Source organism: Pseudomonas quasicaspiana, assembly GCF_021147825.1.
GTDB lineage: Bacteria > Pseudomonadota > Gammaproteobacteria > Pseudomonadales > Pseudomonadaceae > Aquipseudomonas > Aquipseudomonas quasicaspiana.
The window spans coordinates 23,518-43,723 of sequence record NZ_JAGTPI010000053.1; the positions used below are offsets into that span (position 1 = coordinate 23,518).

At 59.1% G+C, this 20,206-nt stretch carries 14 protein-coding genes; 13 read left to right on the forward strand and 1 reads right to left on the reverse strand.

Annotation, left to right across the window (positions count from 1 at the left end; all coding sequences use genetic code 11):
* The first annotated feature begins 14 nt into the window (after positions 1 to 14).
* The 9 genes from treZ to KDX30_RS23195 all read left to right on the forward strand — a co-directional run bounded on the left by treZ (position 15) and on the right by KDX30_RS23195 (position 12,514).
* Positions 15 to 1,829 carry a malto-oligosyltrehalose trehalohydrolase gene (treZ, locus tag KDX30_RS23155; protein ID WP_122395663.1) on the forward strand — a complete coding sequence of 605 codons (1,815 nt, stop codon included), beginning with the start codon at positions 15 to 17 and terminating at the stop codon, positions 1,827 to 1,829.
* Positions 1,819 to 3,897, forward strand: coding sequence for a 4-alpha-glucanotransferase (malQ, locus tag KDX30_RS23160; protein ID WP_122395662.1), 2,079 nt, complete (start codon positions 1,819 to 1,821; stop codon positions 3,895 to 3,897). Before treZ ends, malQ begins: the two co-directional genes overlap by 11 nt.
* Positions 3,894 to 6,674 (forward strand): malto-oligosyltrehalose synthase, encoded by a 2,781-nt coding sequence (locus KDX30_RS23165; RefSeq protein WP_231677603.1) that lies wholly within the window; start codon positions 3,894 to 3,896, stop codon positions 6,672 to 6,674. The genes malQ and KDX30_RS23165 overlap by 4 nt, the downstream gene beginning before the upstream one ends.
* Positions 6,675 to 6,691: 17 nt before the next feature.
* Entirely contained in the window at positions 6,692 to 7,126 is a 435-nt protein-coding gene (locus tag KDX30_RS23170) for a DUF2934 domain-containing protein (protein ID WP_027902671.1), read from the forward strand.
* 163 nt (positions 7,127 to 7,289) lie between these two features.
* The gene (glgX, locus tag KDX30_RS23175) at positions 7,290 to 9,485 is read left to right on the forward strand and encodes a glycogen debranching protein GlgX (RefSeq protein ID WP_027902670.1); all 2,196 of its coding nucleotides are present in this window, start codon (positions 7,290 to 7,292) and stop codon (positions 9,483 to 9,485) included.
* The gene (locus KDX30_RS23180) at positions 9,482 to 10,501 is read left to right on the forward strand and encodes an acyl-CoA dehydrogenase family protein (RefSeq protein WP_122395660.1); all 1,020 of its coding nucleotides are present in this window, start codon (positions 9,482 to 9,484) and stop codon (positions 10,499 to 10,501) included. The genes glgX and KDX30_RS23180 overlap by 4 nt, the downstream gene beginning before the upstream one ends.
* A complete protein-coding gene (locus KDX30_RS23185) occupies positions 10,498 to 11,259 on the forward strand; it encodes a PIG-L deacetylase family protein (protein WP_231677604.1) in 762 nt (253 codons plus the stop codon). The genes KDX30_RS23180 and KDX30_RS23185 overlap by 4 nt, the downstream gene beginning before the upstream one ends.
* Positions 11,256 to 11,855: a class I SAM-dependent methyltransferase gene (locus KDX30_RS23190; RefSeq protein ID WP_099269485.1), complete on the forward strand. Its 600-nt coding sequence runs from the start codon at positions 11,256 to 11,258 to the stop codon at positions 11,853 to 11,855. Before KDX30_RS23185 ends, KDX30_RS23190 begins: the two co-directional genes overlap by 4 nt.
* Complete coding sequence (locus KDX30_RS23195) at positions 11,852 to 12,514, forward strand: glycosyltransferase (protein ID WP_231677605.1); 663 nt, start codon at positions 11,852 to 11,854, stop codon at positions 12,512 to 12,514. The genes KDX30_RS23190 and KDX30_RS23195 overlap by 4 nt, the downstream gene beginning before the upstream one ends.
* A gap of 3 nt (positions 12,515 to 12,517) precedes the next feature.
* On the opposite strand, the gene KDX30_RS23200 is transcribed toward KDX30_RS23195, so the two are convergent.
* Positions 12,518 to 13,564: an alpha/beta hydrolase family protein gene (locus KDX30_RS23200; protein ID WP_122395657.1), complete on the reverse strand. Its 1,047-nt coding sequence runs from the start codon at positions 13,562 to 13,564 to the stop codon at positions 12,518 to 12,520.
* 331 nt (positions 13,565 to 13,895) lie between these two features.
* Between KDX30_RS23200 and KDX30_RS23205 the strand changes: the two genes are divergently transcribed.
* From KDX30_RS23205 to KDX30_RS23220, 4 genes are all read left to right on the forward strand, one after another.
* On the forward strand, positions 13,896 to 15,059 hold the full coding sequence (locus tag KDX30_RS23205) for an isovaleryl-CoA dehydrogenase (protein WP_099269482.1): 1,164 nt from the start codon (positions 13,896 to 13,898) through the stop codon (positions 15,057 to 15,059).
* Positions 15,060 to 15,319: 260 nt separating this feature from the next.
* Positions 15,320 to 16,927, forward strand: coding sequence for a carboxyl transferase domain-containing protein (locus tag KDX30_RS23210; RefSeq protein ID WP_231677606.1), 1,608 nt, complete (start codon positions 15,320 to 15,322; stop codon positions 16,925 to 16,927).
* A gap of 13 nt (positions 16,928 to 16,940) precedes the next feature.
* Positions 16,941 to 17,756 carry a gamma-carboxygeranoyl-CoA hydratase gene (locus tag KDX30_RS23215; RefSeq protein ID WP_231677607.1) on the forward strand — a complete coding sequence of 272 codons (816 nt, stop codon included), beginning with the start codon at positions 16,941 to 16,943 and terminating at the stop codon, positions 17,754 to 17,756.
* A complete protein-coding gene (locus KDX30_RS23220) occupies positions 17,753 to 19,714 on the forward strand; it encodes an acetyl/propionyl/methylcrotonyl-CoA carboxylase subunit alpha (RefSeq protein ID WP_231677608.1) in 1,962 nt (653 codons plus the stop codon). The genes KDX30_RS23215 and KDX30_RS23220 overlap by 4 nt, the downstream gene beginning before the upstream one ends.
* Positions 19,715 to 20,206: the final 492 nt, after the last annotated feature.

The window sequence follows — 20,206 nt, forward strand, 5'->3', positions numbered from 1 at the left end:
TAAGGGGTCAACGGATGCCTCTGCGTACGGACGAGAACTGGCGCCACGGCGCCGTATTACTGGATTCTGGCCACACGCGGTTCGCCCTCTGGGCACCCGACGCCTATTACGTCAGTGTAGAAATCGAGGGTGGCCAGTCTCTGGCCATGCTCCCGCAAAACGAAGGATGGTTTGTACTCGAGGCCCGCTGTCCGGCGGGCACTCGCTACAGGTACAACATCGACGGGGAACTCGAAGTCCCCGATCCTGCCTCCCGCGCCCAATCTTCTGATGTCCACTCCCATAGCGTGGTGGTCGATCCCCTCGCTTATGAATGGCAGAACACCGGCTGGCAAGGTCGCCCTTGGTCCGAGGCTGTCATTTACGAGTTGCACGTGGGGTCACTGGGCGGCTATGCCGGGGTCGAGGCTCATCTGGAGCGTCTGGCCGCGCTTGGGGTCACAGCCATCGAGCTGATGCCTATTGCGCAATTTCCTGGTGAGCGAAATTGGGGCTACGACGGTGTATTGCCCTACGCACCACAGTCCTCCTACGGTACACCGGAGCAACTCAAGCATCTGATCGATACTGCTCACGGCCATGGCCTGATGGTGATCCTTGACGTGGTCTACAACCACTTCGGCCCGGACGGCAATTATCTGGGGCGTTACGCGAAAGGATTCTTCCGCAACGATGTGAAGACCCCGTGGGGCGACTCCATTGATTTCAGGCGTCGGGAAGTCCGCGATTTCTTCATCGACAACGCTCTGATGTGGCTGCTCGAATACCGGTTCGACGGTCTGCGGATGGACGCCGTACACGCGATCAAGGACGACACCTTCCTGCAGGAGTTCGCGCAGAGGGTTCGTGAGCAGATCGACGCGCCGCGCCATGTCTGGCTTAACCTCGAGAACGAGTTCAACCAGGCCAGCCTGCTGGAACAGGGCTACGATGCGCAATGGAACGATGACGGTCACAACACGCTGCACGTGCTGCTGACCGGCGAGACCGATGCGTATTACACCGACTTCGCTCACCAGGCCACCGAGAAGCTGGCGCGCTTGCTGAGCCAGGGTTTTGTCTATCAGGGCGAACCGACTCGCCACGGCCATACCCGCGGCGAATCCAGCGGGCATCTGCCGCCCAGCGCATTTGTCCTGTTCCTGCAGAACCACGATCAAATTGGCAACCGGGCCTTTGGTGAGCGCCTGCCGCAAATCTGCTCCGCACCTGCGTTGCGGGCGGCCACCGCCTTGTGGTTACTCTCACCGATGATCCCACTGATGTTCATGGGCGATGAATGGGCAGCCAGTGAGCCGTTTCTGTTTTTCACCGATCATCACGGCGAACTGGCCGATGCCGTGCGTGAAGGCCGACGCAGTGAATTTGCCGACTTCGCAGCCTTTGCTGACGAAGAGAAACGCGAACACATTCCCGATCCCAACGATCCGGCAACCTTCGAAGCCTCCAGACCGGCTTTTGACGCGGTGTATCTGGAAACCGACAAAGGCAGCGACCACCGCAACTGGCTTGAGCTCTATCGCCAGCTGTTGGCGCTTCGTCACCAGCACATCGTCCCTCGCCTGCCAGGCAGTCACGCCCTGGGCGCTGAAGTGCTGAGCGAAGGCGCGGTGTCTGCGCGCTGGAGGATGGGCGACGGCGCGTTGCTGCGCATCGATATCAATCTCACTGAACACGCGGTCACCGCCCCTGAATGGAAAAGCGGCAGCGTTGTTTTCGAAACCCTGCCACATGCGGCAGAACTTTCCCGGCGAGGCATCCTCAATCCATACACGGCCATTGTCAGCCTGATAGCAACCGATGTTCTGGAGGAACGGGATGAGCAATGAGCAAATAGAGAGTCTGGCTGCCGAAGCAGGCTTGTCCGTGGACTGGATTGATGCAAACGGAAAGGCGCAAAGGGTCAGCCCTGAAGTGCTGAGCAAGATTCTGGGCTGCCTGGGTTTTCCGGCTGACGACAATCTGCAGATAGACGCCAGCCTGCAACGCCTGAAGCTTGCCCATCACCAACCCACACCTCCGCCTTTGCTGACCGTCGACCATGGCAGCAACCTGGATCTGAGTGCCTGGTTTGAACCGGGCACGCCTTTCGTCCTGCATCTGGAAGACGGCGCCACCATCGACGCCAACCTGACCGCTAATGCCAGCCTGCCTGCCCTGGCTCCAGTGGGCTATCAGCAACTGAACATTGCCGGTCAACACCTGACCATCGCTGTTGCTCCGAAGACTTGCTTCAGCATGGCCATGGCGACCGACAGCCGCGTGCCGCGTGCCTGGGGGCTGACCGTTCAATTGTATGGCCTGCACCGCGAAGGCGACGGCGGTTTTGGCGATACCCAAGCGCTGGAAAGTCTTGCTCGCGCTGCCGGAGAACGTGGTGCTCACGCGCTGGCGATCAGTCCTGTGCACGCGATGTTTGCCAATGACCCGCATCGCTACAGTCCTTACTCGCCCTCCAGCCGCCTGTTTCTCAACAGCCTGTATTGCTCGCCCGGCGCTATTCTGGGTGAGCGCGCGTTGCGCATGGCCATTGAAGAGTCCGGCCTGAGCGATGAGCTCAAACGCCTTGAAGCGCTGCCGTTGGTTGACTGGCCCGCCGCCGCCAGCGCCAAGTGGAAAGTGCTGCACAAGCTGTATGACGCTTTCAGCGGAAGCGATCATCCGCTGCACGAGGACTTCAACAGCTTCCGCCACAGCGCGGGAGAAGCACTTGAAAATCACTGCCGATTCGAGGCCATCCGCGACGAATGCCCGCGTCTGGGCATGAGCGATAACTGGCATGAATGGCCAGAAGAGTTCAAGAATCCACGCAGTGAGGCCATCGCCCGCTTTGCCGCCAATCACAGCGAGCAGATTGGCTTCTACGCCTTCGCCCAATGGCTGACGGCCCGTGGTCTGGAGCGTGCACAAGTTGCCGCCCGCAGCAGCGGTATGAGCGTAGGGTTGATTGCAGATCTCGCCGTCGGTGCAGATGGCGCGGGCAGTCAGGCATGGAGTCGGCAGGATGAATTGCTCTCCGCGCTCAGCGTCGGTGCGCCGCCGGACATTCTCAACCGTGCCGGACAAAGCTGGGGGATTTCCGCTTTTTCTCCTGAAGGCCTGAAGCGTAATGGTTTCCGTGCGTTCATTGAAATGCTGCGGGCCAACTTCGCCCATGCAGGCGGCCTGCGCATCGACCACATCATGGGCTTGCAACGTCTGTGGGTAGTGCCACTAGGCTCACCCGCCAGCGAAGGTGCCTACCTCAACTATCCGCTGGACGACATGCTCCGGCTGCTGAGTCTTGAATCGTGGCGACACAAAGCGATCGTGCTGGGTGAAGACCTGGGCACTGTTCCTCCCGGCCTGCACGAAAAGCTGGCTGCCCGGGCAATCCTCGGCATGCGCGTGCTGCTGTTCGAACAGAACAACGCGAACTTCAAGCCGATCCTCGACTGGTCCGATCAAGCCCTTGCCACCACCAGCACCCACGACCTGCCGACACTGGCGGGTTGGCTGGCGGAGAACGATATCGCCTGGAACCTGCGTCTGGGCATGGTCAACGAGCAACAAGCGCAAGACTGGAGCGCAGACCGCCATCGCGAACGCGACGGGCTGCGTCAGGTCTTGAGCCAAAACTCCACTAACTTCAGCGACGGACGTCCGGATGCAGAACAAATGATCGACGCCAGCATCCGCTATATCGGCCACACCCGTGCGCCTCTGGTGCTCCTGCCAATGGAAGATGCGATGGGCCTGACCGAGCAGTTCAACCTGCCTGGCGACACGCCGCAACACCCCAACTGGCGCCGCCGTATTCCCGGCGAAAGTTCGACATTGATGGACCACGAAGCCGTTGCACGACGGGTTGAGCTGTTGTGTCAGGCACGCCTGCAAGCTGCGGAGCGTGATCAATGAGCCCGCGCCTGGAAACCCTGCGTGCCACGCAGCGCCTGCAATTTCATAAAGACTTCACCCTGGATGACGCCGTAGCGCTGGTGCCCTACTTCGCCAGCCTGGGTATCAGCCATATCTACGCCTCGCCGCTGCTAAAGGCTCGCGCGGGTTCGATGCATGGTTATGACGTGGTCGATCCGCGGGTCATCAACCCGGAACTCGGTGGTGAACCAGCGCTGCGTCGTCTGGTCAGCGCCCTGCGTGAAAAAGGCATGGGCCTGATTCTGGACATCGTGTCCAATCACATGGCTGTGGGCGGTAACGATAATCCTTGGTGGCTTGATCTGCTCGAGTGGGGACGGCGCAGTCCCTACGCTGACTTCTTCGACATTCAGTGGCACTCGCCGGATCCGTTGCTCAAAGGCCAACTGCTTCTGCCTTTTCTCAGCACCGACTACGGCACTGTATTGCAAGCCGGTGAGATTCCGCTGCGCTTCGACCCCGACCATGGCGTTTTCTACATCGAGCATTACCAGCACCATTTCCCGATCAACCCTGGTACTTACGGGCCATTGCTTGAATCCGATGAGAATCCGCTTCTGGACGAATTGAGCAAGCGCTTTGCCGCACTTGATCAATTCCCGCAGGCATGGGAACGAGCCAGACAAGCCCGCGCCGAACTGGTCGAGCTGGTTAAAGACAAATCGATCATGAGAGCCATTGAGCTGGCCATGCAGCGCTACGACTCGACTACACCCGAAGGCTTCGATCGGCTGCATCACTTGCTGGAGGCCCAGCATTACCGTCTGGCTAGCTGGCGCACCGCAGGCGACGATATCAACTGGCGGCGCTTCTTCGACATCAACGAACTGGGTGGCTTGCGAGTCGAGCGCTCCAATGTATTTGAAGCTACCCACGGCAAGATCTTTGAGCTGATCAGCGAAGGTCTGGTGGACGGTTTACGCATCGACCACATTGACGGCCTGGCAGATCCACGCGGCTACTGCCGGAAACTGCGCCGCCGGGTCAACAGCCTGCTCGCTGCGCGTCCTGCGGGCACCGAACTGGCGCATTTGCCAATCTTCGTCGAGAAGATACTTGGCCCTGATGAATCGTTGCGTCAAGACTGGGGTGTCGATGGCACCACCGGTTATGAATTCATGAATCAGGTGTCGCTGCTGCAACATGACCCCAAGGGTCAGGAGCCTCTGGCCGAGCTGTGGAGCCGCATCAGTGAACGCACCGCTGACTTTGATCAGGAAGTGCTTGAAGCACGTGATCTGGTGCTGCACGGTACTCTGGCGGGTGACTTTGAAAACGTCGCGCAATCCTTGCTGCAAGTAGCACGCAGTGACCTGATGAGCCGCGACCTGACGCTGGGGGCGATTCGCCGGGCCTTGCTGGCGCTGGTGGTGAACTTCCCGACTTATCGGACCTACATCAGCGTGTGCGGGCGCTCTGCGGAAGATGAGCGTTTCTTCCAGCAAGCCATGCAAGGCGCACGCACCATGCTCAGCGAAGCTGACTGGCAAGTGCTGGATTACTTGCAGCGCTGGCTGGGTGGAGAGTCCTGGCGCAAGTTGCCACGGGGCAAGCAACGCAAGTTGAACAAAAACGCATGTGTGCGCTTCCAGCAACTCACCTCGCCGGTGGCCGCCAAGTCTGTGGAAGACACCTCGTTCTATCGCAGCGCGGTATTGCTGTCGCGCAACGACGTAGGCTTTCATCCGCAGCACTTCAGCGCGCCGGTTCAGGATTTTCACGATGCTTGCCTGGCTCGCATCAAAGCCTTCCCGGACAACCTGCTGACCACCGCGACTCACGACCACAAGCGTGGTGAAGACACCCGCACTCGTCTCGCCGTGCTCAGCGAATGCGCCGGTTGGTACGGTGAGCAGGTGGAGCGCTGGCGCCAGTTGGCGATACCGCTCAAAGGCGAAGAAAACACGATCAGCCCTGGCGATGAGCTGATGCTTTATCAGGCCATGCTGGGCAGCTGGCCGCTGGACATGCATGAGGATGAGTTCGAAAACTACGCAGAGCGCCTCATCAAGTGGCAGGAAAAGGCTTTGCGTGAAGCCAAACTGCAGAGCAGCTGGAGCGCGGCCAATGAACCGTATGAGCGCGCATGCCGGGAGTTCCTGCAGAACATCCTGCTCAGCCCTCAGGGGCTCGCGTTGCGTCAGTCGCTAGGCGCCACCGCTAACCGCATTGCTACCAACGGTGCATTGAACAGCCTGGCGCAAACCTTGCTTCGTATGACCGCGCCTGGCGTTCCTGATTTGTATCAGGGCACCGAGTACTGGGACTTTACTCTGGTCGATCCGGACAACCGCCGCCCTGTTGATTACGCAGATCGGCAGGACGCGCTGAGTCAGGCGTCCACTGTCAGCGACCTGCTGGGCTCCTGGCAGAACGGCCGGATCAAGCAAGCGCTTATCCATCAGGTGTTGAACCTGCGGGCCGGGCACTCCGAGCTGTTCAGTCGCGGCGACTATGTGCCGCTGGAGGTGCTAGGCACCCATGCTGACAAGGTGATGGCATTTGCCCGTGTTCTTGATGCAGAACAGGCTATCGTTGTGGTGCCACGCTTGTGCAATGAACTATTGGGTACTGCCCAAACTCCATTCATCAATGCAGAAAATTGGGGGGACACGCGGGTCGTTCTACCGTTCGCGGATGCAAATCGAAGTTGGAAGGGACTTTTTTCAGACGCCGTAGTCACAACTGACAAGGAGTTGCTGCTCAGCGCAGCACTCGAGGAATTTTCTGTAAACCTGTTTATTCAGACTAAGTAAAACCTGGGAGTGTCGAGATGAGTGCCGACGAAAAGCGAATTCGCGAGTTTGCGTATCAGATATGGGAGTCGGAAGGGAAACCTTCCGGTCAGGACGCACGTCATTGGGAAATGGCTCGCAAGCTGGCTGAAGCTGAAGCGCTGGCTCCGGATAAATCCACCGCCCGCAAGGCAACCAAGCCTAAGCTGCCAAAGGTTGACGCCAAGCCGGCGGCTGATAAAGCCAAGCCTGCTACGGCAAAATCTGCTCCGAAAGCTGCCCCGAAACCGGCCAGCAAGCCAGCGGCGGCACCTGCCGCTAAACCGGCTGCCAAGCCTGCGAGCAAACCGGCTGCCGTGAAGAGCAAACCGGCTCCGGCGGCGACTCAGGCCGAACAGCCTGCAAAGCCAGCCGCTAAAAAACCCGCAGCCAAACCAGCAGCAAAAAAACCGGGCAAACCATCAGCGCCTTGATTCCTCCAAAGCGCCGCACCAACTCCGTACCGCAGGGATCACGTTCTTAACCGTCGTGACCTGCGGTAACCCAACATTTTTTACTTCGACTTTTTGTTGAAGCGCTCTCGCTTCGACCGCGGTTTCGGCCGCCCCGAAAAACACCAGCCGTCAGGAACGCACAATGAACACGCAGTCCAAAACCTCAAAGAAAGACAGTCCACAAGGTGCATCCGCCAAGGCCGATCAAGTCGAAGCCAGCGTGTCACGTATTCGTGAAGGCCTTCCCTTCCCTCTCGGCGCCAGCTGGGACGGTCTGGGCGTCAACTTCGCGATCTTTTCGGCCAACGCTACCAAGGTTGAGCTTTGCCTGTTTGATTCCACCGGCGAAGTTGAACTTGAACGCATCGAGTTGCCGGAATACACCGACGAGATTTACCACGGTTATCTGCCTGACGCCCACCCGGGGCTGATCTACGGCTACCGTGTCTACGGTCCATATGACCCAAAAAATGGCCATCGCTTCAACCACAACAAACTGCTGATTGACCCGTACGCCAAACAATTGGTTGGCGAATTGAAATGGTCCGAAGCGTTGTTTGGTTACACCATCGGCCACCCGGACGGCGACCTCAGCTTTGACGAACGCGACAGCGCGCCGTTCGTGCCGAAAAGCAAGGTTATCGACCCCGCCTACACCTGGGGTCGGGACCAGCAGATCAGCGTGCCGTGGGACAAGACCATCCTGTATGAAACTCATACCCGTGGTTTCACCATGCGTCACCCGTCGGTGCCGGATGAACTCAAAGGCACGTTTTCCGGTTTGATGGTTGCTGACGTGATCGATCACATCCGCAAGCTGGGTGTGACCTCCGTCGAGTTATTGCCGATTCACGCTTTCGTCAACGATCAGCATCTGTTGCAGAAAGGCATGACCAACTACTGGGGCTACAACAGCATTGCGTTCTTTGCCCCTGATCCGCGCTACCTCGCTCATGGCAAGATTGCCGAGTTCAAGGAAATGGTTGCGCACATGCACCATGCCGGGCTGGAAGTCATCCTTGACGTGGTCTACAACCACACTGCGGAAGGCAACGAACTCGGTCCGACCCTGTCCATGCGCGGCATCGACAACGCCTCGTACTATCGTTTGATGCCTGACGATAAACGTTTCTACATCAACGACTCCGGCACCGGCAACACGCTGGATCTGAGCCACCCTTGCGTGCTGCAGATGGTTACCGACTCCCTGCGTTACTGGGCTTCGGAAATGCACGTCGACGGTTTCCGCTTCGACCTGGCAACCATTCTCGGCCGTTACCACGATGGCTTTGACGAGCGTCACAGCTTCCTCGTGGCTTGCCGCCAGGATCCGGTCCTGCGTCAGGTGAAACTGATTGCCGAGCCGTGGGACTGTGGTCCAGGCGGCTATCAGGTCGGTGGTTTCCCACCAGGCTGGATGGAGTGGAACGACAAGTTCCGCGACACCGTGCGCGCATTCTGGAAAGGCGATGAAGGTCAGCTGGCGGATTTCGCCGGGCGCATGACTGCGTCGGGCAACATGTTCAACCAGCGCGGTCGCAGGCCTCAGGCGTCGGTGAACTTTATCACCGCTCACGACGGCTTCACCTTGCATGACCTTGTCTCCTACAACGACAAGCACAACGAAGCCAACGACGAAAACAATCAAGACGGCAGCAACAATAACCTGTCCTGGAACCACGGCGTGGAAGGCCCGACAGAAGATCCCGAAATCAACGCGTTGCGCTTGCGCCAGATGCGTAACTTCTTCGCCACCTTGCTGCTGGCCCAGGGTACGCCGATGGTGGTTGCCGGTGACGAGTTCGCCCGCACCCAGCACGGTAATAACAACGCCTACTGCCAGGACAGTGAGATTGGCTGGGTAAACTGGGATCTGGACGAAGACGGCAAGTCACTGCTCAAGTTCGTCAAACGCCTGATCAAGCTCCGACTGACTTACCCGATCCTGCGTCGTAGTCGCTTCCTGGTAGGCGATTACAACGAAGAAATCGGCGTCAAGGATGTCACCTGGCTGTCGCCGGATGGCAACGAGATGGGCATCGAGCAATGGGAAGACGCACACGCCCGTTGCCTGGGCATGTTGATGGACGGCCGTGCCCAAGAGACCGGCATCCGTCGGCCTGGCGCTGACGCGACCTTGCTGCTGGTAGTCAACTCGCACCATGACGGGGTCAACTTCACCCTGCCACAAGTGCCTGAAGGCGAGCACTGGACCTGCCTGGTCGATACCAATCAGCCAGACATGAAAGCCAGTGAGCAATTTGGTTTTGGTGATCACTACACCGTCACTGCTCGCTCACTGCTGCTGTTCGAACTGCAGCACGATGAAAACGCATGAGTCAGGCGCTCAGTGAGTTCCTCGACTGGCGCAAGCACGGCTATGCCGATACGCGAGCGCTGGGCGAATGCTTGCAGGCGCTGATTGACGAAGGGCTGGATCAGCTCCCCTTTCCTGCCAGCGGCCAGATACTTGAGCGCTGGCAAGGACTAGCCTGCGTTGCCGGGCATGATCTGGGGTTGTGCAAATTGTATGAAGGCCACACCGATGCGTTGGCCATCATGCATGAGGTGGGTGTCAACGCACCGGAAGCCGGGACCAGTTGGGGCATGTGGGCGGCCGAGCCGCCCCAGGCCAGGGTTAGCGTGCAGCGCAAAGGCGATAACCTGCAAATCAGCGGTCGAAAAGCCTGGTGTTCGGGCGCGGCGGTACTCAGCCACGCATTGATGACTGCCTGGGACGAAGATGATCAGCAACAGCTGGTCGCCGTCGATCTCAGGCAACCCGGTGTCAGCATTACTCAGGAAGGTTGGCGTGCCGTGGGCATGGGCGCAACTGGCAGCGTTGAGGTGGTGTTCAAAAGCGCTCTAGGCGTCGCCATCGGTAAACCCGGTGATTATCTGGCCAGACCCGGATTCTGGCAGGGTGGCATCGGCATCGCAGCTTGCTGGTACGGGGCGTCCACAGCTCTGGCCCAGCGCCTGTTGCAACAAGGCTGCAAATCACAAGAGCCACACACCATGGCCCATTTGGGCGCGGTGGATGTGGCAATGCACAGTTCGTGGGCTGCCCTGCAACACGCGGCCCACCGTATCAATAAAACACCCATCGCCGACGCACAGGTGTTAGCGCGTCGCAGCCGAGCGGTGATCGAACACAATGTCGAGCAGGTGATTCTGCACGTTGGCCGCGCCTTGGGCGCCGGTCCTTACTGCAAGGATGCGCATTTCGCCCGGATGATCGCTGACCTCCCGGTTTTCCTGCGCCAGAGTCACGCCGAGCGTGACCTGGCAGCCCTGGGTGATCTGACAGCCCGGCAGGCTGTGATCACGCCATCACGGATGTGGCAACTATGACTGACCATAACCCCATCGTCGGCAGCGGCACCTCGCTGCAGGCCTGGAACGGATCGAAAAAACTCGCGCAACTGGCGTCAATCAGCGCCGATGAACTGGTCCCGCCCAACTCACGCGCGGTGATCATCGCCCCTCACCCTGACGATGAAGTACTCGGTTGCGGCGGCCTGATGCATCAACTGGCGCAACTGGGTCGACCACTGAAACTCATTTCGGTCACCGACGGCAGCGCCAGCCATCCCGGCTCGTCCACCTGGCCGGCCGAGCGGCTCAGTGTGATTCGCCCCCAGGAAAGCGCTGAAGCCTTGCGCCGCCTCGACCTGCCCATGCACAGCCTGCAATGGATACGGGGTGGTTTCGCTGACACCTCCGTGGCCCAACAGGAAGATCAACTGACGGCTTTTATCGAGCGCTACCTTGAGCCAACGGACGTGGTGTTTACCACGTGGGCCAACGATGGGCACAGCGATCATGAAGCAGTTGGTCGCGCCAGCGCACGTGCTGCCCACGCCGTTGGCGCACATTTGCACGAGGTGCCGATCTGGGCGTGGCACTGGGCTTCGCCTGAAGATGACCGCTTGCCTTGGGAGCGTGCGCGCAAGATCCTCCTGGAACCCGCCGATATCGCGCGTAAACGTCATGCGGCTCATGCATTTGCCAGTCAACTGGAAGGCGATCCCCGGATCGGTCTGCCACCGGTATTGGCCGCGGATGTGCTGGAGCGTTTGATGCAGCCGTTTGAGGTGGTTTTTCTGTGAGTGTCGATGACAGCTACTTCGAACGACTTTTTCAGGAAAGCGACGACCCGTGGGCGTTCAAGAAACGCTGGTACGAACGCCGCAAGCGGGCGTTGACTCTAGCCGCCCTGCCCCGTGAGCGTTACGCGTCGGTATTTGAACCTGGCTGTGCGAATGGCGAGCTCAGCGCGGATCTGGCCACGCGCTGCGATCGATTGCTGGTCTGCGATACCAACCGTTCGGCGGTTGAACTGGCACGTCAGAGGCTCGCGACGTTCACACAGGTAGAAGTCATGCATGGGCGTCTGCCTGAGCAATGGCCAGACGGCCGGTTTGATCTGATCGTGTTCAGCGAACTGGGCTATTACCTGGACGAGCAGGACCTCAATAGCTGGATTGATCGCGCTCTGGCGTCGCTGACAGATGATGGACAAGTACTTGCCTGTCACTGGCGACCACAGATTGATGGCTGCCCTATGGATGCGCAAAAGGTCCACGCGATCCTTGCGGCACGCCTGGAAATGCCCCGGATTTTCAGTCATGAAGAGGCAGATTTTTTCCTCGATGTCTGGAGCCGTGATGAAAGATCCGTCGCAGAAAGGGAGAACCTACGATGATTGGCGTGCTCATACCGGTTCACAACGAAGAGCTGTTGCTCGGTCAGTGCCTTGAAACCCTGTTGCGTGCGAGTAGGCATACCGCATTGGCCGCCGAGCGGGTTGTCATTCTGGTGGTGCTGGACAGTTGCACTGATGCTTCGGCGAGTATTGCGCGGCAGTATGGCGTGGACGCTGTCGAGGTCAATGTACGCAACGTGGGTCAGGCGCGGGCTGCAGGCGCAGCACTGTTACTGGAACAGGGTGCCCGCTGGATTGCCTGCACCGATGGCGACAGCACGGTGGCCGAGGATTGGTTGGTAGAACAACTGGCGCTGGACGCCGATGCCGTCTGCGGGACAGTAACGCCCGGGGTCTGGCAGGACGGAATTCCCGTTGAAGCGCAGATTCGCTATCAACAGCATTATCAGCATCGTGACGGTCATCGCCACGTTCACGGGGCCAATATGGGCATCAGCGCGGCGGCTTATCGTCTGGCAGGTGGCTTCCCGCCGCTGGCTTGCCATGAAGACGTTCAGTTGATTCGGCAACTGGAGTTGAATGGGGCTCGTATCGCCTGGAGTTGCCGACCTCGCGTGACCACCAGCACCCGGCTGGAAGCACGGGCGGCGGGTGGTTTTGCCGATTTCCTGCGTTCGCTGACGGCGACAACCGGCTGATCATCAGGGTTGTTCATGATGGGCTGTTTGCATTCCCCCGGCGCCCAACTCAGGCATACCCAGCGCATTCTCGAAAAAACGCACGGCCTCGGCACTCAGGTTGCGATGAATGTCTTCCCGGTCGACACCTTCACGGTCGTTACAAATAACCGGTGAAGTTGCTCTCAGCTCATCGCTGCAGGGCGCCATGAACACGAAGTGCCCTGCCCCCGCCAATAACTTGTAGTCCGGCGTCTGCGGCAGCTTGCGCGCCAGTGCTTCGGCATTCTGGTCAACGGCCAGCAGTTCGTCACCATCGCCGCTGTACAACAATACCGGGACGTGAACGTCCGCCAGAGTATGGCGGCCAAACATCAGTGTCAGCGGTGCCATCAACATCAATGCGCCAACCCTGGGATCAGCTTGTGCGTGCAGATCATCTCGATCTAGCAGCAATTCGCCTCCGGTCTTGCAGGCATCCCGATCATCAGGGCGTTTGGTGCAATACGTTTTCAGGCGCTGCAGATCAGGTTCTGCACCGGCCAGGATCAAAGCTGTTTCGCCCCCTGCCGAATAGCCAATGACGCCCACTTGATCGGCGCGGATATAGGGCGCAAGCGTCGGATCAAGCAGTGCAGTGCTGATTGCTTCGGAGATTTGCAGTGGTCGGCCATACAGATTGCTGACGCTGCCCAGTCGGCTGTGGTCAAGGTTGTTATCGCCGGGATGAATCACCGCAACCACTACAAAACCCTGCCTGGCCAGCGACGTGGCCAGGTCATGCAGCGCGAGTGGAGTACCGGTATTGCCATGGGAGAGCAATACCAAAGGAAAACGTCCCAGGGCTATCGGCGCTTCGAGCGCAGCATCAACGGTATAGCCCTGAATAGTGCTGGTTTGCTCCACTGCCGTAGAAGGGTAAAAGGCAATGGCCTGCATCGGCTGAGAGTCCAGCGGATCGGGAAAGCTGAGGCGGTGGTAGCCGACACTCCAGTCGTCGTCGGCCACGGCCTGCACCGAAATCAGGCTTTGGGTCAGGCACACCAGTAATAATGCACAGATACGTACCATCGTGCGATCCAACCTATGCAGGTCCGAAAGTAATCCATCCAGCGGTATCAACCGGTCTGGAGCGAGCTTCATGCTCTGCCGCGAACTCGTGTAACGAATTCTGTTAACAAACCATTAACAAACCCTGGTAACAACTGCTTACAGGTATCAGAGTCGCGACTTTGAAATTAGTGCACAACCCACGCCAAAATTTGGCGAAAACTTTATGGGTGATGCATTCCTACACCTACAGCATGACTTTAAACCTGCTCATTGACACATCTCCACCTCAAGGCTTACGTTAACGTAAAGGTCATAGCGACTCATCCAAAAATAACAAGGAACGCTAACCATGAGTTACCCCAGCCTGAACTTCGCTCTGGGCGAAACCATTGATATTTTGCGCGACCAGGTGCAATCGTTTGTGGCTGCCGAAATCGCCCCACGCGCTGCGCAGATTGATAAAGACAACCTGTTCCCTGCCGACTTGTGGCGCAAGTTTGGCGACATGGGGCTGCTCGGGATCACGGTCGCTGAAGAGTACGGGGGCGCTGGACTGGGTTATCTGGCCCACGTCGTGGTCATGGAAGAAATCAGTCGCGGCTCTGCGTCTGTTGCGCTGTCTTACGGCGCGCATTCGAATCTGTGTGTGAATCAGATCAATCGCAATGGCACTGACGCGCAGAAAGCGAAATACCTGCCCTCCCTCATCAGCGGGGAGCATGTCGGGGCGCTGGCCATGAGTGAACCCAACGCCGGCTCAGACGTGGTTTCGATGAAACTTCGAGCCGAAAAACGCGGCGACCGCTTCGTCCTCAATGGCAGCAAGACCTGGATCACCAACGGTCCGGATGCGAATACGTATGTGATCTACGCCAAGACCGACCTTGAAAAGGCGGCTCATGGCATCAGCGCGTTTATCGTCGAGCGGGACTGGAAAGGTTTTTCCCGCGGCAGCAAGTTCGACAAGCTGGGTATGCGCGGTTCGAACACCTGTGAATTGTTCTTTGACGATGTGGAAGTCCCGGAGGAGAACCTGCTGGGGGCGCTGAATGGTGGCGTGAAGGTCTTGATGAGCGGCCTGGATTACGAGCGTGTCGTGCTGTCGGGAGGACCAACCGGAATCATGCAAGCGTGTATGGACGTGGTCGTACCCTACATCCATGACCGTAAACAGTTCGGCCAGAGCATCGGCGAGTTCCAGTTGATTCAAGGCAAGATCGCCGACATGTACACCCAGCTCAACGCCAGCCGCGCTTATTTGTACGCCGTGGCTCAAGCCTGCGAACGTGGCGAGACCACGCGCAAGGATGCGGCCGGGATCATCCTCTACAGCGCCGAGCGCGCTACGCAGATGGCTCTGGAAACGATCCAGATTCTGGGCGGTAACGGCTACATCAACGAATTCCCGGCCGGACGACTGCTGCGCGACGCCAAGCTTTACGAAATTGGCGCAGGCACCAGTGAAATCCGGCGGATGTTGATTGGGCGGGAATTGTTTAATGAGTCGCGATGATTGCTGCTTTTTCGCGATAAACAATAACGCGGAGCGTCTTGCAACCCCGTCTCATGTATCGCGGGCAAGCCTCGCTCCCACATTGAACTGCATTCCAGTTCAAATGAGTCAGAATCTGTGCGCGCTTATCAACTCGAACTGAAATGCGATCTCTTGTGGGAGCGAGGCTTGGTCTGGGCGGCATTCCGACGATGCAGGAGACGAAAGTGGCAGACGTACCGCGGAATCTTTTATAGCGCGCAAAAAAACCCGGAGTAGCCATGACCACCCTCCAGACCCGCATCAACACCCGCTCCACCGAATTCGCCACCAACAGCGCTACCTTGCTGGAACAGGTCAACGCACTGCGTAACCTGCTCGCCAAAATCCAGCAAGGTGGCGGGCCAAAAGCTCAGGAACGCCATACCTCTCGGGGCAAACTACTGCCACGGGATCGCATCAATCGCCTGCTAGACAGCGGATCGCCATTTCTTGAAATCGCTCAACTGGCCGCGCTGCACGTTTATGACGAAGACGTGCCCGCTGCCGGAGTGATCGCCGGGATCGGCCGCGTCGAAGGCGTGGAATGCATGATTATCGCCAACGACGCCACGGTCAAAGGCGGCTCGTATTACCCCCTCACGGTCAAAAAGCACCTGCGGGCTCAGACCATCGCCCAGCAGAATCGCCTGCCGTGCATTTACCTGGTCGACTCAGGCGGTGCCAATCTGCCGCGACAGGATGAGGTGTTTCCGGATCGCGAGCACTTCGGGCGGATCTTCTTCAATCAGGCCAACATGAGCGCGCTGGGAATCCCGCAGATCGCCGTCGTAATGGGCTCCTGCACTGCCGGTGGCGCTTATGTACCCGCCATGGCCGACGAAGCGATCATGGTTCGCCAACAGGCAACCATCTTTCTGGCCGGCCCTCCTCTGGTCAAGGCAGCGACAGGCGAAGTGGTCAGCGCTGAAGACCTGGGAGGCGCAGACGTGCATTGCCGTACCTCAGGGGTTGCCGACCACTACGCCGAAAACGATGAGCACGCGCTGGAGCTGGCACGCTGCAGCATCGCCAACCTCAACTGGCGCAAACTCGGCACTTTGAATAACGCAGCCCCCATTGCTCCGCTGTACGCCGCTGACGAGCTGTATGGCGTCATCCCCGCCGATGCCAAACAACCTTTTGATGTCCGTGAAGTCATTGCCCGCCTGGTGGACGGCTCGGTGTTCGACGAATTCAAGGCGCTGTTTGGCACCACCCTGGTGTGCGGCTTTGCAAGGCTGCATGGCTATCCCGTCGCGATCCTTGCCAATAACGGCATCCTGTTCGCCGAAGCGGCACAGAAAGGTGCGCACTTCATCGAACTGGCCTGCCAGCGCGGGATTCCGTTGCTGTTTCTGCAGAACATCACCGGCTTCATGGTCGGACAGAAATACGAGGCCGGCGGCATCGCCAAGCACGGTGCAAAGCTCGTGACAGCGGTGGCCTGCGCCAAAGTCCCGAAATTCACCGTGATCATTGGCGGCAGCTTTGGTGCGGGTAATTACGGGATGTGTGGACGCGCATACGACCCCCGCTTCCTGTGGATGTGGCCCAACGCGCGGATCGGTGTCATGGGTGGCGAGCAGGCCGCTGGCGTCTTGGTCCAGGTCAAACGCGAACAGGCCGAGCGCAGCGGCGAACCGTTCAGTGCCAGCCAGGAAGCGGCCATCAAACAGCCGATTCTCGACCAGTATGAACATCAAGGGCATCCGTATTACTCCAGCGCCCGGCTATGGGATGACGGCGTGATCGATCCAGCACAAACCCGGGACATCCTCGGTCTCGCCCTCTCCGCCTCGCTGAATGCGCCTATCGAACCGACGACCTTCGGTCTGTTCCGCATGTGATCAGGAAACCCTCATGACTGACTTTCAAACCGTCGAACTGTTGCGAGATCCCAAAGGCTACGCCACGCTCTGGCTGAACCGGCCCGAGAAAAACAACGCGTTCAACGCGCAAATGATCCGCGAGATGATCCTCGCGCTGGATGCGGTTCAGGCTGATGCCAGCCTGCGCTTCCTGCTGATACGCGGCCGCGGCAAGCACTTCAGCGCGGGGGCGGACCTGGCCTGGATGCAGCAGGCAGCCGATCTGGATTACAACACCAACCTGGATGATGCCCGCGAACTGGCCGAGTTGATGTACAACCTCGCCAAGCTGAAGATTCCGACATTGGCGGTAGTACAGGGCGCAGCATTCGGCGGCGCGCTGGGTCTGATCAGTTGCTGCGACATGGCCATTGGCGCCACAAACGCTCAGTTTTGTCTGTCAGAAGTGCGCATCGGCCTGGCGCCTGCGGTGATCAGTCCATTCGTGGTTCAAGCCATCGGCGAACGCGCAGCCCGCCGCTATGCACTGACCGCCGAACGCTTTGACGGTGTGCGTGCCCGGGAAATCGACCTCATTGCCGAGTGCTATCCGCCGCAGGAGCTTGAGCAACAAGTGGAGACCTGGACCGGCAATCTGCTTCTGAACAGCCCCCAGGCCATGCGAGCCAGCAAAGACTTGCTGCGCGAAGTGGGCAATGGTGCACTGACGCCGGCCCTGCGTCGCTATTGCGAAAACGCTATCGCCCGGATTCGCACCAGCCCTGAAGGCCAGGAAGGTCTGCGCGCCTTTCTGGACAAGCGTCCACCCGCCTGGCAGACCGAGCAGCCCAAGGAGCCACGCCCATGAGCGCTTCCACTCTAACGACTGTATTGATTGCCAACCGTGGCGAAATTGCCTGCCGCATCATGCGCACCGCGAAAAACCTGGGGCTGACCACCGTCGCTGTTCACAGCGAAACAGACAGACACGCCCGCCACACTCGGGAAGCAGACATCAAGGTCAACCTGGGGGGCAGTAAAGCCGCCGACAGCTACCTGCAGATATCCAGACTAATCGCCGCAGCACTCGCCAGTGGCGCTCAGGCGATTCACCCCGGTTACGGTTTCCTCTCCGAAAATGCCGAATTTGCTCGCGCCGTTGAAAGCGCCGGCCTGATCTTCCTCGGCCCGCCCGCCTCCGCCATCGACGCCATGGGCAGCAAGTCCGCGGCCAAATCGTTGATGGAACAAGCTGGTGTGCCGCTGGTACCGGGTTACCACGGCGAGGCTCAGGATCTGGCGACCTTTCGCGATGCAGCCGAGCAGATTGGTTACCCGGTACTGCTCAAGGCTACTGCGGGCGGCGGTGGCAAAGGCATGAAGGTTGTCGAGCGCGTTGAAGATCTGGCAGACGCACTGGCCTCGGCGCAGCGCGAAGCCGCGTCATCCTTTGGCGACTCGCGCATGCTGGTCGAGAAATACCTGCTCAAACCTCGCCATGTGGAGATTCAGGTGTTTGCTGATCAGCACGGTCATTGCCTGTACCTCAACGAACGCGACTGCTCGATCCAGCGTCGTCATCAGAAAGTCGTCGAGGAAGCGCCCGCGCCGGGCCTGAGTCCGCAGTTACGCAAGGCCATGGGCGAAGCTGCGGTTAAAGCGGCGCAGAGCATTGGTTATGTCGGCGCGGGAACTGTGGAGTTTCTGCTTGATGCCCGAGGCGAGTTTTTCTTTATGGAGATGAACACCCGCTTGCAGGTTGAACATCCTGTGACCGAAGCCATTACCGGTCTGGACCTTGTGGAATGGCAATTGCGAGTCGCACAGGGCCAAGCGCTGCCGATGACTCAGGAGCAAGTGCCTTTGATGGGCCACGCCATCGAAGTGCGGTTGTACGCTGAAGATCCAGACAATGAATTCCTGCCCGCTACCGGGACGCTGGCGCTTTATCGCGAAAGCTCGCCAGGCACCGGGCGCAGGGTCGACAGTGGCGTGGCGCAGGGCGACAGCATCTCACCGTTTTACGATCCCATGCTCGGCAAGCTGATTGCGTGGGGGGAAGACCGCGAGCAAGCCCGTTTGCGTCTCCTGGCGATGCTCGATGAGTTCGTTGTGGGTGGGGTCAAAACCAACCTGCCGTTTCTCCGACGCATCATCGGCCACCCGGCATTTGCTGCTGCCGAACTGGACACTGACTTCATTCCGCGCCATCAGGCGCAACTGTTGCCGCCGCCTACTCCATTGTCGGAAGAGTTCTGGCAAGCGGCCGCTGCTGCGTTCAGTCAGAGCGAGCCTGCTCGCGTGCGTCAGGACGATGCCCACTCACCCTGGTCGTCAATGAAGGGCCTGCGCTTTGGCATGGCAAGTGAAGTAGATCTGCACCTGGCCTGCGATGATCGGGAGCAAATCATCAAACTGTACGATGACAGCGCAGCGTCATTTCAATTGATTGGCGATCAGTTATTGATTGAGCGAAACGGCGTGCGTCAGCAACACCTGGCGCTGCGTCGCGACGACACCCTGTTCCTGAAATGGGCAGGTAACCTGCATGCTGTCAAACGCTTCAATCCCATCACAGCAGCAGACGCCAGCCACGCCCCTCAAGGCGGACTGACCGCGCCCATGAATGGCAGCATCGTGCGGGTTCTGGTCGAAGCCGGCCAGAACGTTGAAGCGGGTACGCTACTGGTGGTGCTGGAAGCCATGAAAATGGAACACAGCATCCGCGCTGACAAGGCCGGATTCGTTACTGGCGTGCATTGCAGCGAAGGAGAGATGGTCAGCGAGGGAGTGGTCTTAGTGGCGATTGAAGTGCTGGCTGAGTGACGATGCCGGAAGACCGTCCTCCAGGATGAAGCCGGTCCTTCGAGAACCTGTATCAGCTGGGCTTGCCCGCGATAAGGACAACTCGGTTCACCTGCAACACCGCGGCGTCTGCATCGCGGGCAAGCCCGGCTCCAACAAAAGAAAGTGATCGCCTGCCCAGCAACGCTAGCCCGCGACGGCTTACTTCAGAGGACGCTATCGCGCAGCCAGCCCATAACTCTGTGGGAGCTGGGCTTGCCCACGATAAGAACAACTCGGTTCACCTGCAAGACCGCAGCGTCTGCATCGCGGGCAAGCCCGGCTCCCACAGGAGAAAGTGATCGCCTGCCCCAGCAACGCTAGCCCGCGACGGCTTACTTCAGAGGACGCTGTCGCGGAGCCAGCACATGACCTTGTGGGAGCTGGGCTTGCCCGCGATAAGAGCGACTCGGTTCACCTGCAACACCGCAGCGTCTGCATCGCGGGCAAGCCCGGCTCCCACAGGAGAAAGTG

What these genes read in the sequence shown, in the direction of transcription:
- KDX30_RS23170 (WP_027902671.1), top strand. Translation starts at nt 6,692, where the DNA reads ATGAGTGCCGACGAAAAGCGAATTCGCGAGTTTGCGTATCAGATATGG.
- KDX30_RS23195 (WP_231677605.1), top strand. Translation starts at nt 11,852, where the DNA reads ATGATTGGCGTGCTCATACCGGTTCACAACGAAGAGCTGTTGCTCGGT.
- KDX30_RS23165 (WP_231677603.1), top strand. Translation starts at nt 3,894, where the DNA reads ATGAGCCCGCGCCTGGAAACCCTGCGTGCCACGCAGCGCCTGCAATTT.
- KDX30_RS23180 (WP_122395660.1), top strand. Translation starts at nt 9,482, where the DNA reads ATGAGTCAGGCGCTCAGTGAGTTCCTCGACTGGCGCAAGCACGGCTAT.
- treZ (WP_122395663.1), top strand. Translation starts at nt 15, where the DNA reads ATGCCTCTGCGTACGGACGAGAACTGGCGCCACGGCGCCGTATTACTG.
- KDX30_RS23220 (WP_231677608.1), top strand. Translation starts at nt 17,753, where the DNA reads ATGAGCGCTTCCACTCTAACGACTGTATTGATTGCCAACCGTGGCGAA.
- glgX (WP_027902670.1), top strand. Translation starts at nt 7,290, where the DNA reads ATGAACACGCAGTCCAAAACCTCAAAGAAAGACAGTCCACAAGGTGCA.
- KDX30_RS23215 (WP_231677607.1), top strand. Translation starts at nt 16,941, where the DNA reads ATGACTGACTTTCAAACCGTCGAACTGTTGCGAGATCCCAAAGGCTAC.
- KDX30_RS23185 (WP_231677604.1), top strand. Translation starts at nt 10,498, where the DNA reads ATGACTGACCATAACCCCATCGTCGGCAGCGGCACCTCGCTGCAGGCC.
- KDX30_RS23200 (WP_122395657.1), bottom strand. Translation starts at nt 13,564, where the DNA reads ATGGTACGTATCTGTGCATTATTACTGGTGTGCCTGACCCAAAGCCTG.
- malQ (WP_122395662.1), top strand. Translation starts at nt 1,819, where the DNA reads ATGAGCAATGAGCAAATAGAGAGTCTGGCTGCCGAAGCAGGCTTGTCC.
- KDX30_RS23210 (WP_231677606.1), top strand. Translation starts at nt 15,320, where the DNA reads ATGACCACCCTCCAGACCCGCATCAACACCCGCTCCACCGAATTCGCC.
- KDX30_RS23205 (WP_099269482.1), top strand. Translation starts at nt 13,896, where the DNA reads ATGAGTTACCCCAGCCTGAACTTCGCTCTGGGCGAAACCATTGATATT.